9 protein-coding genes are annotated in these 14,191 nt (G+C 71.5%); 2 read left to right on the plus strand and 7 right to left on the minus strand.

Annotated elements, in window-relative coordinates:
• Window positions 1–122: 122 nt before the first annotated feature.
• Window positions 123–1,307 (minus strand): HNH endonuclease, encoded by a 1,185-nt coding sequence (locus tag HHX37_RS04645; RefSeq protein ID WP_182884578.1) that lies wholly within the window; start codon window positions 1,305–1,307, stop codon window positions 123–125.
• A gap of 180 nt (window positions 1,308–1,487) precedes the next feature.
• Here HHX37_RS04645 and HHX37_RS36230 point away from each other — a divergent pair, with 180 nt between their 5' ends.
• Window positions 1,488–1,613 (plus strand): hypothetical protein, encoded by a 126-nt coding sequence (locus tag HHX37_RS36230; RefSeq protein WP_259404007.1) that lies wholly within the window; start codon window positions 1,488–1,490, stop codon window positions 1,611–1,613.
• 127 nt (window positions 1,614–1,740) lie between these two features.
• Here the strand turns inward: HHX37_RS36230 and HHX37_RS04650 are convergent, their stop codons facing one another.
• Window positions 1,741–2,337 carry a hypothetical protein gene (locus HHX37_RS04650; protein ID WP_182884579.1) on the minus strand — a complete coding sequence of 199 codons (597 nt, stop codon included), beginning with the start codon at window positions 2,335–2,337 and terminating at the stop codon, window positions 1,741–1,743.
• Window positions 2,338–2,496: 159 nt separating this feature from the next.
• Here HHX37_RS04650 and HHX37_RS37560 point away from each other — a divergent pair, with 159 nt between their 5' ends.
• Entirely contained in the window at window positions 2,497–6,225 is a 3,729-nt protein-coding gene (locus HHX37_RS37560) for a helix-turn-helix domain-containing protein (protein ID WP_182884580.1), read from the plus strand.
• Window positions 6,226–6,229: 4 nt separating this feature from the next.
• Here the strand turns inward: HHX37_RS37560 and HHX37_RS04660 are convergent, their stop codons facing one another.
• The 5 genes from HHX37_RS04660 to HHX37_RS04680 form a co-directional block, all read right to left on the minus strand.
• Window positions 6,230–6,625: a peptidase inhibitor family I36 protein gene (locus HHX37_RS04660; protein ID WP_182884581.1), complete on the minus strand. Its 396-nt coding sequence runs from the start codon at window positions 6,623–6,625 to the stop codon at window positions 6,230–6,232.
• A gap of 168 nt (window positions 6,626–6,793) precedes the next feature.
• Complete coding sequence (locus tag HHX37_RS04665; protein ID WP_310740259.1) at window positions 6,794–10,138, minus strand: S8 family serine peptidase; 3,345 nt, start codon at window positions 10,136–10,138, stop codon at window positions 6,794–6,796.
• Between the two features lie 273 nt (window positions 10,139–10,411).
• Window positions 10,412–11,026, minus strand: a complete 615-nt coding sequence (locus tag HHX37_RS04670; protein WP_182884582.1) for a cadmium resistance transporter — start codon at window positions 11,024–11,026, stop codon at window positions 10,412–10,414.
• A complete protein-coding gene (locus HHX37_RS04675) occupies window positions 11,023–13,203 on the minus strand; it encodes a hypothetical protein (protein ID WP_182884583.1) in 2,181 nt (726 codons plus the stop codon). The genes HHX37_RS04670 and HHX37_RS04675 overlap by 4 nt, the downstream gene beginning before the upstream one ends.
• Entirely contained in the window at window positions 13,200–14,189 is a 990-nt protein-coding gene (locus HHX37_RS04680) for a hypothetical protein (protein WP_111698001.1), read from the minus strand. Before HHX37_RS04680 ends, HHX37_RS04675 begins: the two co-directional genes overlap by 4 nt.
• Between the last annotated feature and the right edge of the window lie 2 nt (window positions 14,190–14,191).

Here is a 14,191-nt window from a genome sequence, read left to right on the forward strand (position 1 = left end):
CGACGCCCGCGAGTGCCGACCCTGGAGCTATGAGCATGTCCCATGAAAAGGCCATGCCGATGTGACGTCGCCTGCGCCGTTCGGGTTCACACCGCACACCGGGCGGCCGGCCGCCCGAACCCCTAAAGCCTGAGTTCGCTGGGACTCGCCGGTCGCGTGACCTGGCGGGCCGTCTCGCGGTGGTAGGCGACGTGCGTGACGCTGATCGTGTGCTGCGGTGCGAGGCGCAGATCGCCTGTGATCTGGCCGATCACCTCGTCGAAGACCTGCAGATCGTCGGTGAGGGTGAGGGCGCCGCGGTCGAAGAGAACGTGATCGTTCGGGCAGAGGCAGAGGATGTTGCCCGGCTCGTCGGGGCCGTTGTGCGGCTGGCCGATCGGGCGGATGTGGGCGCCCTCGGCGTACGAGCCGTTGGGCAGGCGCAGTCGTACGCCGCAGATCTGGCAGTGGTGTCCGTGTAAGTCCTTGATCTGCTGGGCCAGGGCCGAATCGCGGATCATCCGCATTGTGGTGGACTGCCGTCGTCGCGGGGCCGGAGATCCTTGGTTCAGGGGCACCTCGGCGTCAGAGGTGCCCGACAGGCCTACCGCGATGAGCAGCTCGTCGTGGTCGGCGTCCTGGAAGTACTTCTCCAGAAGGCGCAGCACGATCTGCGCGCGCACGTCCGGGTGCCGGCTCACGATGGTGTGGACCCACGGGCGTAAGCCTCCGGTAGGCGCATGGCTGTTCATCCATCGCTGAGCACTGCTCGTGCTCGCCCTGGGAGGGATATCGGACGCGTCCAGATCCCACAGCTCGTCGTGGTACAGCCGCAGGACCGGGAACTCGGGATTCGGTTGGTCGTCGGCATGGCCGAACTTCTCGATGAGTGAGGAGATCTCGGCACTTGTCCGTGCCCAGGCCTCCAGGCGCGGCTCTGCCTGCGCGGCTCGTCCGAGCGCCCATAGCAGTGTCAGCGGCTGGTGTCTGCGGGGCCTGCCGGCCGATCTCGACGTGTCCGTACGGAGGGAGCCGATCTTCAGGACCAGGCTCTCGATCGTGTGCTCGCCCAGCGACAGCCCGGGGGCGTCGACCTCGAAGCCGAGCCGGACGAGCTGGCGGGCCACGCTTTCCCTGCCCCCGGAGAACTCGTCAGGCCGAAGTGGTCGCCCGTCGACGCCCCGGTGGGCGACTCCCGCGATGGCCTTCGAGTCGTAGCGTCGATCCCCGTGGACGAGGAGATATCCGCGTGCCCGCCCGTATCCGTACGTGTCCAGGAAACCGTCCCGGCCCATGGCGTCGCACTCTGCGATAGCAGCGAGAATCATTTCACGACGAAGATCAGATAGTCCCACGTCGAGATCTTATGGGGCGATTTATCGCGACCGGCTTCCTCTGGCAGCGAGGGTGATCACACCGCGGAGAGTTCCCCGCTGGGGGCATTTGCTCGACTGTGGCGCGCTATCGGCTCATACTTCCCTCGGTTCCTTCTCCTGAAGAGGTGGTCGATGTACGGGCTCGGACTGGCGGAACTGGTACTGGTCGTGTTCGAGGTGGCCGTACTTTTCGCCGTCGTCTACTTCGCGGTCCGGCTCGCGCTGCGGCACGACCGGAAGAAGAACGGCGGTCGGTGAGCCGCCGGCGACGGGTTGGGCACCCGAGGGCCCCCGCGTCGAACCCCGGGTCGGTGCAGCCGGGTCACCGCCCACAATCGCATCTGATGCTTCGACGCTGTAGGCGGTGACCTGGGCCGCGCCGCCGCTACGGCACCTGTCGCAGGACGTAGCTGCCGCCGGTGACGGCGTGGATCAAGCCGTCCTTGGGGCAGCGGCCGGAGCCGCCGGGGGTGTTGCCGTCGAAGAACATGCCGGCGCACTTGTAGCACCAGCGCCACTGCTCCTGGCCGCCGGGGGAGTCGCGGTTGCCGACGTCCTCGATCAGGTAGTACGACGAGATGGTCGGGTAGGGGCCGATCGGCGTGTGGCCCGTGGCGCCCCGGTTGGGGCAGTACCCGAGAGTGGGGTTGCCGCCGTACCAGAGGCCCTGGCAGGCGCCGCACCAGCGCCAGTTGCCCTGGCCCCGGCCGCCGTCCTCGACGGTCTTCAGGATGTAGTTTCCGCTGCCGTTGCTGTGATGACCGCCGTCGAAGACGTTCCCCGCGGGGCACGTGCCCCGTGTCCCGTTCAGCGAGTACCAAAGGCCGCTGCAGCGTTCGCACCAGCGCCACCCCGCCTGGGCGGCCAGCGCCGGGGCCGACGTCGCGACGGCGAGCGCGGCGCTCGCGCCGAGGAGCAGCGGCGCGCTCGCCGCCATGCGCAGCACCGCCCTGCGGGACGGCTGTCCGGTCGTGCCTGTCATGAGCGTCCTCCATTCCGATTGGACGCCCCGACTATCAGGCGAGAGCCGGCGGCCCTGGAAGGTGTCCGGCCTGATCCGTACAAGCCCGTACAGGCCGGTAACCCTCGAAGCCGCGCGACGGACTACATAAGGAGACCGTTTCCCTAAGGAGGCGCGGCGGTGGCTCAGGACGCGGCGGGACCGGACCCGGGCCGGATCCGTGACCGGGAGGGCTTCGCCAGGGAACTCACCATGCTCCGCGAGCGGGCCGGGCTGACCGTACGGCAGGTCGCGGCGCGGGCGGGCAGCCCCGGCGCGCACAGCACGATCGGGGACTGGTTCGCCGGTCGCGGCCTGCCCTCACTGGCCCTGCGGCAGTTGTTCGAGCGGGTGGTGACGGTCTGCGGCGCGGCCGAGGTCACCGCCTGGGTGGACGCCTGGCAGCGCGTACGGCGGGGACGGTCGCGCAGGCGAGAAGGCGTCGAGCCGTACCGGGGGCTGGCGGGCTTCGAGGCCGAGCACGCCGCGTGGTTCTTCGGCCGGGACGCCCTGACCGAGCGCCTCCTGCACGCGGTCACCGAACTGGACGGCACCGAACTCGACGGCACCGGACCGGACGGCGGCGGGCTGCGGCTGGTGGTCGGGGCCTCCGGCGCGGGCAAGTCGTCGCTGCTGCGGGCCGGGCTGGCCGCGGCGCTGCGCGAGCGGGGACGTGCCGTCACCGTCTGCACTCCGGCCTCGCGTCCCGTCATCACCGCCCGGCCGGGTGAGGTTCTCATCGTCGACCAGTTCGAGGAGATCTTCACGACTTCCCGGGAGCCGACCTCCCACGAGCCGGGGCAGGCGGCGTTCGTGGACGCGCTGGTGCGGGCCGCGGCCGGCGGCGCCGTCGTGGTGATCGGCCTGCGCGCCGACTTCTACGGCCACCTGCTCCGGTTTCCGGATCTGGCGGCCGTCGCGCAACACGGTCAGGTGGCCGTCGGTCCCATGACCAGGGACGAACTGCGCGACGCCATCGTGGAACCGGCGCGCAAGGCCGGCCTGGCCATCGAGGACGCCCTGGTCGAACTGCTGCTCCGCGAAGCCGGCCGGGCCCACGACGCCGGGGTCCTGCCCCTGCTGTCGCACGCGCTCTACGCCACCTGGCTGAACGACCAGGGCCACGGCCTGACCGTGGCCGGCTACCAGGAGGCGGGTGGCATCGAGGGCGCCGTGGCCGCCAGCGCCACCGAGATCTACGACGAGCTTCCCCCCGAGCGGCGTGAACTGGCGCGACGGCTGTTCCTGCATCTCGTGCACGTCTCCGCCGACGCCGCCGACACCCGCCGCAGGGTCTCCTCGGCCGATCTGCCGTCCGCCGGGCCGGCCATGACCGAGGTGCTGCACCGGTTCGCCGACCAGCGCCTTCTCACCCTGGACCACGACACCGTGGAGATCACGCACGAGGCGCTGCTGTCCGCCTGGCCCCTGCTCGCCGACTGGCTGGCCGCCGACCGCGCCGCTCTGCTGCTCGGCCGCCGGTTCGCCGCCGACGCCCAGGCCTGGCGGCACGAGCGGAGCGATCCCGACGTGCTGTACCGGGGCGCGCGGCTGCTCGCCGCGCAGGAGTGGGCGCAGCGGCATCCCTCCGACGTGACGCCGACCATGGCCGACTTCCTGCGGGCCTCGGGCCGCCAGGTGCGCCGCCGCACCCGCCGCCTCTACCAGACCATCGCCGCCCTGGTGGCGCTGGTGGTCGTCGCCGCCGTCGCCGCCGTCACCGCGTCGCAGGCCCAGCGCACCGCCGTCCGCCAGCGTGACCAGGCCCTCTCCCGCAGGCTCGCGGGCGACGCCATCGCCCTGCGCGGGACCAACCCCGCGCTGTCCGCACAGCTGGGCCTGGCCGCCTACCGCCTGGCCGACACCCCCGAGGCGCGCGGCAGCGTCCTGTCGGCGCCGGCCGTGCCGTACGCGACCCGGCTGACCGCGCACCGCGCCCCGGCGTACGCCACGGCCTTCACCCCCGACGGCCGCACCCTCGCCACGGCGGGCCTCGACCGCACCGTACGCCTGTGGAACGTCTCCGACCCGCACCGACCCGCGGCCCTCTCCGTCATCGGCGGCTCCGGCGAGGTGATGTCGGCCGCGTTCCGGCCCGACGGGCGGGTCCTGGCCACCTCCGGGGCCGATCACACCGCGCGGCTCTGGGACGTGGCCGACGTCCGCCGGCCGCGTCCCCTCGCCGTGCTCGAAGGACACACCGACGCGGTGCGTACGGTGGCCTTCGACCCGCGGGGCCGCCTGCTGGCGACGGCGAGCTACGACCGTACGGTCGGGTTGTGGGACGTGTCCGACCCGGGCCGGGCGGTACGGATCGCCACGCTCACCGGCTACTCCGAAGGGCTCACCTCGGCGGTCTTCTCACCGGACGGAAACGTCCTGGTCACCACCTCGGCCGATGCGGTCGTACGGGTCTGGGACGTCGGCGATCCGCGACACCCGCGCGCTCTGCCCAGCCTGAAGGGCCACACCGACCGCGTGCTGTGCGCCGCGTTCACCTCCGACGGGCGCGTCCTCGCCACGGGCGGGTTCGACAACACCGTCTGGCTGTGGGACCTGCGCCGCCCCGGCCGGCCACGGCCGCTCGGGGTGCTGACCGGACACCAGAACGGCATCGTCTCCCTGGCCTTCGCCCCCGGCGGACGGATCCTGGCCTCCGGCAGCTACGACCGCACCGCCCGCGTGTGGGACGTGACCGACCCCGCGTTCCCGAGCGAGCCCCTCGTCCTCAGCGGCCACGCCGACGTCGTCTACTCGGTGGCGTTCAGCCCCGACGGCCGGAGCCTGGCCACCGCGGGCAAGGACACCACCGTACGGCTGTGGGACATGCGGACCTCCGTGCTGAGCGGGCACAGCAGCCCCGTCCAGTCGCTCGCCGCGAGCCCCGACGGCCGCCTTCTCGTGGCTGGCGGCTATCGCACCGCCCGCGTCTGGGACCTCGCCGCCCCGGGCGGGCCCGCGCCGCTCGCCACGTTGACCGGCCACACCGACAACATCACGGCGGCCGCCTTCCACCCCGGAGGGCGGCTGCTCGCGACCGGCGGGCAGGACCGCACGATCCGCCTGTGGGACCTGTCCGACCCGGGCCGCCCGCTGAGCCTCGCCGTGCTGAGCCGCCACGAGGCCAACGTGACCTCGGTCGCCTTCGGCCCCGGCGGCGACCTGCTGGCCGGCGCGAGCGCCGACGGCACGATCGACCTGTGGCGAGTCTCCGGCCTGCGCCGCCCGGCCCACCTCACCACGCTCGGCGGCAGCGGCGGCTCCGTCGACACGATCACCTTCGTGCGAAGCGGCCCGGACGGCCTGCTCCTCGCCGGCGCGGGCGCCGACGCCGTCATCCGGCTGTGGCGGGTCGCCGGCCCGGGCGGCCCACACGACCCGGTGACTCTGAGAGGACACACCGGCGCCGTCACCCGTCTCGCCGTCTCCCTGGACGGCCGTACCCTCGCCAGCGCCGGCCTGGACGGCAGTGTGCGGTTGTGGGATCTGACCGGTCCGGGCGGCGCCCGGGCCGTGGCCACGCTCACCGGTCACGCCGACGCCGTCACGGGGGCCGCCTTCAGCCCGGACGGCCGCACCCTCGCCACCGGCAGCCTGGACGGCAGCGTGCGGCTGTGGGATCTGACCGGTCCGGGCGGCGCCCGGGTCGTCGCCACGCTCACCGGCCACGACGGCCGGGTCCAGACCCTCGTCTACGTCCCCGGCGGCCGCGTCGTCGCCACCGGCGGAGAGGACACGACCGTACGCCTGTGGGACGTCGACGCCGGACACGCGGCCCGGAGGATCTGCGCCCTCGCCCACCCGCCCGTCACCCCCGCCGAGTGGGCCGTCTACCTCCCCGCCGACCTGCCCTTCCGTCCTCCGTGCTGAGCCGTCAGGCGACGTTGTAGAAGGGGACGTATCCGGCGCAGCTCGAGGTCGTCAGCCGCTTGAGGGACGAGATCTTGTCGTTGAACTTCCACGGCGACGACCCGAGGGTCTCGACCCACTCTCCCGGCCTGATGCAGAAATGCCGGTCCTGGTAGTCGCGGTCGTCGTACAGGACCCAGGCGAAGACGTCGCTGTTCTTCACGGAGCTGGCCACGTCGTTCTCCCACCACCCGTACAGTGCCACGCGGCTGGTGGTGTAGGCGTGGGGGTAACCCTTGTAGCCGGAGTCCTCGTACAGGGTGATCCCGACCCAGCCGGCGTGGGCCGGCGCCACGTTGACGCCGATCGCGGCGGTGGCGAGCGCTGCCGTGGCGAGCAGGGTCCTGAGCGTTCTTCTCACGTTTCCTCCTGTGCGGTGCATGGGAGGAGCGTGTCAGCCGCCTCTTGGCGCCCACCTGTACCGGCACTTGGCGTCCACTCGTACGGCGGTTGCCGACCGCTGGACAGTCGGGCCGGACAGCGAGAGCCCGGCGGACGTGGCGCATCCGCCGGGCCCCTCGGAGAGGACCTACTGAACGGTGATCTTGTCGACCTCGACCGTGATGCCCTTCACCTGGGGGGTGGAGGTGGCGGTCGTGACCGTGCCGGTGCCCGGGGACACGCCCTTCACGGTGAAGGAGTAGTTCAGCGTGCCGCCGGGGGCGCCCGGCGTGCTGGTGACGCGGTAGTCCTGCGTCGGCGGGCCGCTGATCTGGGTGCCCGCGGTGCCCTCGACGTTCTCGGCGCCGACGGTCAGGCCGTAGGCCGCACCCGGGTCACCGGGCAGGTTGCCCGGGTCGTAGGTGTACGAGATGTCCTCGGCGCCGTTGAGCCCGATCCACTGCTGGAAGGTCTTCAGGCTGCTCGTGCCGTACAGGTTGACTCTCCACTCGATGACCAGCCACCTGTTCACCCCGTCGCTCAGGGTGGCGGCGTAGACGCCGGGCGTCCCCTCGCCGTTCAGGTCCGTCCAGTACGGCGCGAGCACGCCGTTCGGCGGAGTGGTGTCGGGGAGCGTCTGCGGGGCGAACTGGATGTCCGCCGAGCCGTTCGTGCCGCCCGCGACCGTGTAGCCGTTGGAGACGATGCCGATCCTGGTGAACGTACGGCCCGCGTAGGTGAACGCCGGGACGGTGAGGTTCAGCGCCTCCTCGTCGCCGATGGGCGTCGGGGTGATACCGAAGGCCGAGAGCGGCAGATAACCGGCCGGGCTCTCACCCGGGGCGATGACCGGCTTGTCCGGCTGCCTCCCCGCCAGCGTCTTCTTGGTCGTCACGATCTGGCTGCCGACCTGGGTCGCGCCGGTGACGCCGGTGAGCCGCAGCTTGGCGTCCAGCGTGCTGAGCGCGGTGACGTCGGTGTCCTCCAGGGTGGTGTTCTGCACCGAGACGGTGCAGGTGGACTGCCCGGTGTTCCTGGCGATCGCGCTCGGCGTGCAGGTCTGGTCGATCGGGACCGTGCCCTCGCGCCGGTAGAAGGCCACCGGCAGGTGCTGCTCCCGGCCGCCGCCGACCTGCTTGAGGTTCACCTGGCCGAAGTACTGCCCCTCGGGCAGGTCCGGCGCGGCGATCAGGATGGTGACCTTCTGGCTCTTGCCCGGCTTCACCGTGAACAGCGGCGGCAGCACGGTGATGCTCGCCCCGCTGACGGTGGTACCCAGCGCCGTGTACGTGAGCGTCTTGGTGGTCGCGTTGACGAACGTACGCTTCGCGCTGATCACGCCCGGCATGACGGGCGCGTTCACCGACGGCAGGTTGAGGTCGATCCGGTTCAGCGGGTCGGTGGCCGAGGCGGCGTAGTTCACCGCGGTCTCGTCCAGGGTCAGGCCCGTGTCGCCCGCCTTGCTCAGGTCGATGCGCCCGCCGCCGTAGTCGAACGGGTCGGCCTGGGTGGTCCGGTCCTCCTTGGTGACCTTCGTCGTCGCGGTGGTCTCCAGGGCCGACTTGACCTGGCCGGGGGTCCAGTCCGGGTGCAGCGCGAACAGGAGCGCGCCGGCGCCCGCGACGTGCGGCGACGACATCGAGGTCCCGGCGATGACCTGGTACAGGTTGCCCGCGGGACCTTCCAGCGGCGAGTCGGGGGTCGGGGTCATGCCCGCCAGGATGTGCAGGCCGGGCGCGGTGACGTCCGGCTTGAGGAAGTCGCCGCCGGGGCCGCGCGAGGAGAACGACGTCATCACGTCGCCCTGCCAGGTGGCCTTCGTCCCCTGGGTGAAGGTCGCCGTCGCACCGGGGTGGGAGCTCAGCCAGCTCAGCAGGACGTCGGTCTCCGGCTTGTCGATGTGCACCGTCGGCAGCCAGTGGTTGTCGGTCATGACGTCCTGCGGCGTGGCGTTGTAAAGGATCATCCCCGCGGCGCCGCCCTGCTTCACCGCGAAGCCCTTGAGCACCCGGTTCGGGCCGCGCTGGCAGGCGACGATCTTCCCGGAGAACAGCCCCGGAGGTGCCGGGTTGAGGCACAGCGGGTCGCTGTACGGCGGGGCAGAGGCGAGCACCACGGGCAGCGGCGAGGAGACGCCCGCCGTGACCGACGCACCCTTGATCGACGGCCCGCCGGTCAGCGTGATCGTCGACTGGAAGGTGCGGCTCTGCGTCGAGGCCGCCACGGTGGTCACCCACGGGCCGCGGTGGTCCGTCGTGGCGGCGCCCGGCCCGGAGTTGCCCGCCGAGGCCGACACGAACACACCCGCGGCGTACGCGTCCAGGAACGCGAGCTCGACCGCGTCGCTGTAGGGGTCGGCGCCGCCGCCGATCGAGAAGTTGATGACCCGTACGCCGTCGGCGATGGCCTGCGCCACCGCGGCCACCGAGTCGGACTGGTAGCAGCCCTCCTCGCCGCAGACCTTGTAGACCGCGACGTGCGCGGCCGGCGCGATGCCGTGGATCGCGCCGCGGTCGATGCCGAGCGGGTTGGCGTGGTCGACCGGCCCGCCCGCCGAGGTGGTGGCGGTGTGCGTCCCGTGGCCGCCGCTGTCACGGGCGCTGTCCGGGTACACCTCCCCGCCCACGATCGCGTTGTACGTCGCGAGGAACGGCTGGCCGGAGATCAGCTTGCGGTTGCACGTGAAGGGGTCGGCGGCCGGGGTCAGCGGGTTGTCGCCGAAGTTGCAGGTGCGCGGCGTGCCGTCGGCCTTGGGCGGGGGAGCGGGCAGCGTGCCGGGGTCCGCGAACGACGGGTGCTCCGGCCACGCGCCGGTGTCCAGGATGCCGACGATGACGCCCTTGCCCGACGACTTCATCCCGCCGAGCTGGTTGTAGACGGTCGGCGCGCCGATGAACTCCGCGCTGGAGTCGGTGAGCGGCTGCTCCACCCTGTCCTTCTGCACGGCCGCCACACCGGGCAGCTTGAGCAGGTCGGCGGCCTTGTTCGCGGGCAGCGTGAGGGCGACGCCGCCGTACACCGTGCGGAGCTTCTGTCCCACCCGGACGCCGGGGATCTTCCTGCCGAGCTCGCCGAGGAAGGAGTTCTCGACGTTCTCGATGTGCTTCTGGTATTTCGCCGAGTCGCCGCTCTTGACGTTCAGCGCCTTGCCGGTGACGGACGGGCTCGTGCCGGGGAGCCCCGGCAGGCCGCCCTTGTAGGCCGCCAGCGAGTCGTAGTCGAGCTTGACCACGACGGTCGTCGGCTCCGCCGACTGTGATCTGAGCAGCTCGGGGTCGCTCTTCGCGAGCTTCCCGGAGGGCGACTTGGCGCCCTGGACGTGCTCGGCGTCCGTCAGCGCCGTGGCGGTCCAGGACCGCGAGGGGCTCGGGCTCGGGTCCGCGGCGGCGGAACCCGCCGGGGCCATCGCCGGTATGAGGGCAAGACCGGCGACGAGCGCCGTCGTACGTAACGCCGTCCTGGGTAATAGGGCGGACGGGGGCTTCCTCGACACGACACCTCCATGGGGACCTGTGAGGCCTCGTCACCCAAGGACCCGCGTCGGCGCCCGGAGGCGCCCGAAGGCATGGAGGAACGCGCCGCCGCCCACTGGGCGTGGAGGGGCACGGCCCTCCCCATGGGCGACGAGCGAACGGCCACCGAGGGCGGGCGGCCGAACCTGTCAGGGAGTCTAACTTCGGATCGTTTGCCAGGCTAGATCGTTCCATTCCGCGCTTTTTCATGCTTCTATAGACGGCCTTGGCATGCTCCAATTCCCTTTGATGAATTAGTGGAAATCGGTCAGACGGCCGATTACGCCGGAATCGAGCACGATCAGCGCGCCTATCACGATGAACACGATCGGGACGAGCCAGTGCCCGAATCGTTCGGCGAACTCGATGATCTTCTTGTGGGAGCCCAGCCAGGACGCCGCCGCGCACCAGACCGCGACCAGGACGGCGAAGACGGCGATGGTGAGCAGGGTGGCCGCCGGACCGATGGAGCGGAACAGGGGAGTGTAGACGGAGACGTTGTCCGCGCCGTTGGCGACGGTGACGCCCGCGACGGAGAGGACCCCCGTGGCCACTGCGGGCGCGGGGTCGTCGTCCCCGCCGGACGACCGCACCGCCGCGACCAGGCCGCGTACGCCGAGGGCGAGCGGGACCAGGCCGAGCAGGCCTGCCCACTGGTCCGGCACGACGGCGAGGCCGAGGGCGGCGACGCCCGACACGGCGACGAGCGCCGCGATCCCGGCGTACTGCCCCGTCACGATCTGCCAGGGACGGGGCCGGCCCTGGGCGCGGGCCGACAGGAACAGCACGGTCAGGATGACGACGTCGTCGACGTTGGTGCCCGCGAAGACCGCGAGGGCGGTGCCGAGCGTGGCCGGAACGCCGCTCACACCCGATGCCGCCCGGTCAGCGACCCCTTGAACCGGGAGGGCCTCCGAACGAGGAGAAGCGCCCCCGCCAGTCCGGCGACGGCGGCGACGACACTGGTGATCAGGATGACGTCCCCTGAGTTTCCCGCCGGCTCGCTCACGGGTTTCGCGGAGGAGGCGAGCGCGGGAGCGTGTGAATAGATCAGGTCGACGAACGCCTTCGCGTCGGCCTGAGGGTCATCGGAGGACCTGACGCCCTCCTTGTTCAGGCGGTCCATCGCCGGCTCCAGGGCCGACCTGAGCGCGGAGCCGGCCCCGACGACGATTCTCCGTTCCGGAAGCAGGTCGTCGAGGGCCTCCGAAGGGGTGTAGCCATCCGCCTCGACGTCACCGGGGACGATGGCGGCTTCCGCTTTTCCGTCGATCAGCTGGTTTTTCAGCTCCTCGTACGGTTTGCGGATGATAAGCAGCCCCTTGTGATGTTTGAGGATTTGATCCTCCACATCCTGGCCGAATCCCTCGCTGACGAGAATCTGCCCGGGAAAGCCCTCCTGGTCGTCCCGCACGATCAGGATGTCCTGGGTGGGGAAGTCGCCCACGGGAGTCAGGCCATTCACGGCCAATTCGCCGCGGATGTCGGGGTCGTAGCCGACCAGCACCGAGGGAGCGCCCTGCACCTGGTCGTCCGGCTGGTACCCCGCGCGCCGTAGCGCCTCCTTGACGACCTCCGTGACGTACGGCTGCTCCGCGGCGTCCCTCACGAGGACGGCCTTCCGCGGCGGCGGCAGGGGGAGAGCCTGCTGGGCCGGGGGGTCGTCGCCACGTAGAAGCTGCAGGGCTCCGGCGCCGGCGAAGGCGACGGCGAACACCAGGACACCGATGGTGCAGGCCAGCCGGTACCGCCGGTCCCAGGTGCCGAACCGCCACCACCGCGGCCTGGCCAGAGCCTTCAACCGGCGCCGCACGGGGTCCGGCGTGTCCTCGGCGGCCAGCAGGGCGCCGCGCTTGCTCGCCCACATCCATTCCTCGTCCGGCTGGAAGGCCGCCGAGACCAACCGCTCGTACAGGTGGTCCCGGTCCTCCTGCTGATCGATCACGTGCCGGAAGCAGCGGTACCGGTACAGGGCGTCCGCCAGGGCCGATCTGTCGGACTGGTTCCAGACCACCTCCAGGAGCGCGGTCAAGGTCGGGCGGGCATCCTCCGTGGGGGCCACCTCGGCGAGAGCCGCGGCAAGCGCGGCGACCGTGGGGCCCCGGTGAGCCACCTCCACCACCCCGTGGTCGCCGCTCGCGGCGGGCGCCGGTGCGGGCGCGGGGACCGGATCCGGTCGCGCGGGAGGTGACTGGAAGGCCGACTGGCGGAGCAGCTCGAAGACCCGGGAGCGGTCGGCGTCGTTGAACGACAGGGGTTCGGTCTGTCCGGCGAGCCACCCGATCAGGTCGGGGTAGTCCACGTCGCGTTTGCGCAATATGCGGTGGTACGTCGCCGAGTGCTTGTCGAGGGGGATGTCCGCGCCCTGGCCCCACTGGACGGCCTGGATGCCCTCCGGGGCGTAGCGGGCGAAGGAGAGCTTGATCCGGTGCTTCGTGGTGCTGCTGGTCCAGGTCGCCGCGCTGAACCTCGTCCGCAGGCCGTACGGCAGCAGCGCCATGACCGTGTCGACGAAGCGCAGCCGCTCGGCCATCGGGACGCCGTCCGCGCCGACGAGGCAGACCTGCTGCCCGGAGGCCAGCAGCGCGGCGGCCGCCAGCGCGTCCGCCCCCGGCATGACGTCGCGCGGGTCGAGCGCCGGCACGGCCACGGTCAGCGGCGGCTCCGGAGCCGGCGGGAGCGCGCCGAGCGCCGCGTACAGGGCCCGGTACGACACCGGGTGGCCCTGGAGCTGGTGGTACGGAACGTAGAACCAGCGGGTGTAGGCGACCTTGCGGCCCGCGAAGTCACGGTGGTCCGACCAGGTGTGGATCGCCAGCACCACATTGTGGGAGACCTCGTCGTTGTCCTTGGTCGCCGCGGGGGCGATCGTCACCTGGGGCAGCTCGGAGGGCGTGCCGGCGGCGTACCGCGCTCTGAGCTCGTCGAAGACGCCGGCGAGCCGTTCGTTGCTCCACTGCAGCAGGCCGTACTCGTCGTAGCTGCCGTGCTCCTTGCCTTCGAGGGCCCACTCGAAGCCGATCCTCGGCGCGCCGTCCCCGTTCACCGCGGGCTCTCCTTCTCGGCGGCGAGCCGCCGCCCGAGCCACAGCATGGGCTCCACCACGTTGATCGGGTGGATCGGCCCGCGGATGCGCAGGTCGTCGTCCTCGGGAAGCAGGTTCTGGTAGTCGTGCCAGTCGAACGCCTTCGTCTGCGGATGGACGTAGAAGCCGATCGACGAGGTGACGAAGAACCGCACCCGGTCGGGGTGGAAGTAGCGGCCGAGCGCGTTGAGGACCATGTCGGCGTTGCCGTTCGCCGAGAGGTCGCACAACTGCCGGAACAGGTCCCGGGCGTCGTCGTGGGACACGCGGGGGAAGCCGTACGGGTCGTCGGGCTCGGAGGCGAGCAGGTGCATCTTCTCGGCCGTCTCCAGCACGCGCGGATCGTCGAACTTCGTGACGCACACGGCGACGTGGTGGGGGAGCCGGCCGCCGGTGAGCCGGCCGAGGTCCCGCATCCGCTCGGTGAGCCGCTTGAGTGGCGGGTGCAGGTGGTCGAAGGCGTCGCCGCGTTCGAACTCGCGGATCGGGTCGAAGAGGAAGACGATGCCGAGGCTCTTCACCAGGTCGTTCAGCATCCGCTCGCGCAGGTCGTCCAGCACGTCCGGGCCGTAGTCGAGCCGCCGGGGGCCCGCGCTGAAGAGGCCGCCGGGCGCGTCGATCATGCCGACGCCGACCTCGAACGGCTCCGGCTTGCCCGGCCTGCGCCACCACCGCCGCCTGTGCCGCTCGCCGGGGCCGTACAACGTCCAGTGGTAGTGCTCCAGGCCCTGGCTCGCCTCGGGGAAGACCTTGCCGGTGGACAGCGCGTTCGTCCGCTCGATCAGGAACTCGGACGACGCGGGGTCCGAGCCGACGATCCTCCAGTCGTCGTCCTTGCGCATCAGGGCGATGTCCAGGGCGGCCAGCAGCGTCGTCTTGCCGCTGCCGGGCGCGCCCCACATGGCGATGTCGTGGGCGGGCCGCCCCGGCTTCGGATCGGGCTGCATGC

The organism is Microbispora sp. H10885 (genome assembly GCF_014161415.1).
Taxonomy (GTDB): Bacteria; Actinomycetota; Actinomycetes; order Streptosporangiales; family Streptosporangiaceae; genus Microbispora; species Microbispora triticiradicis.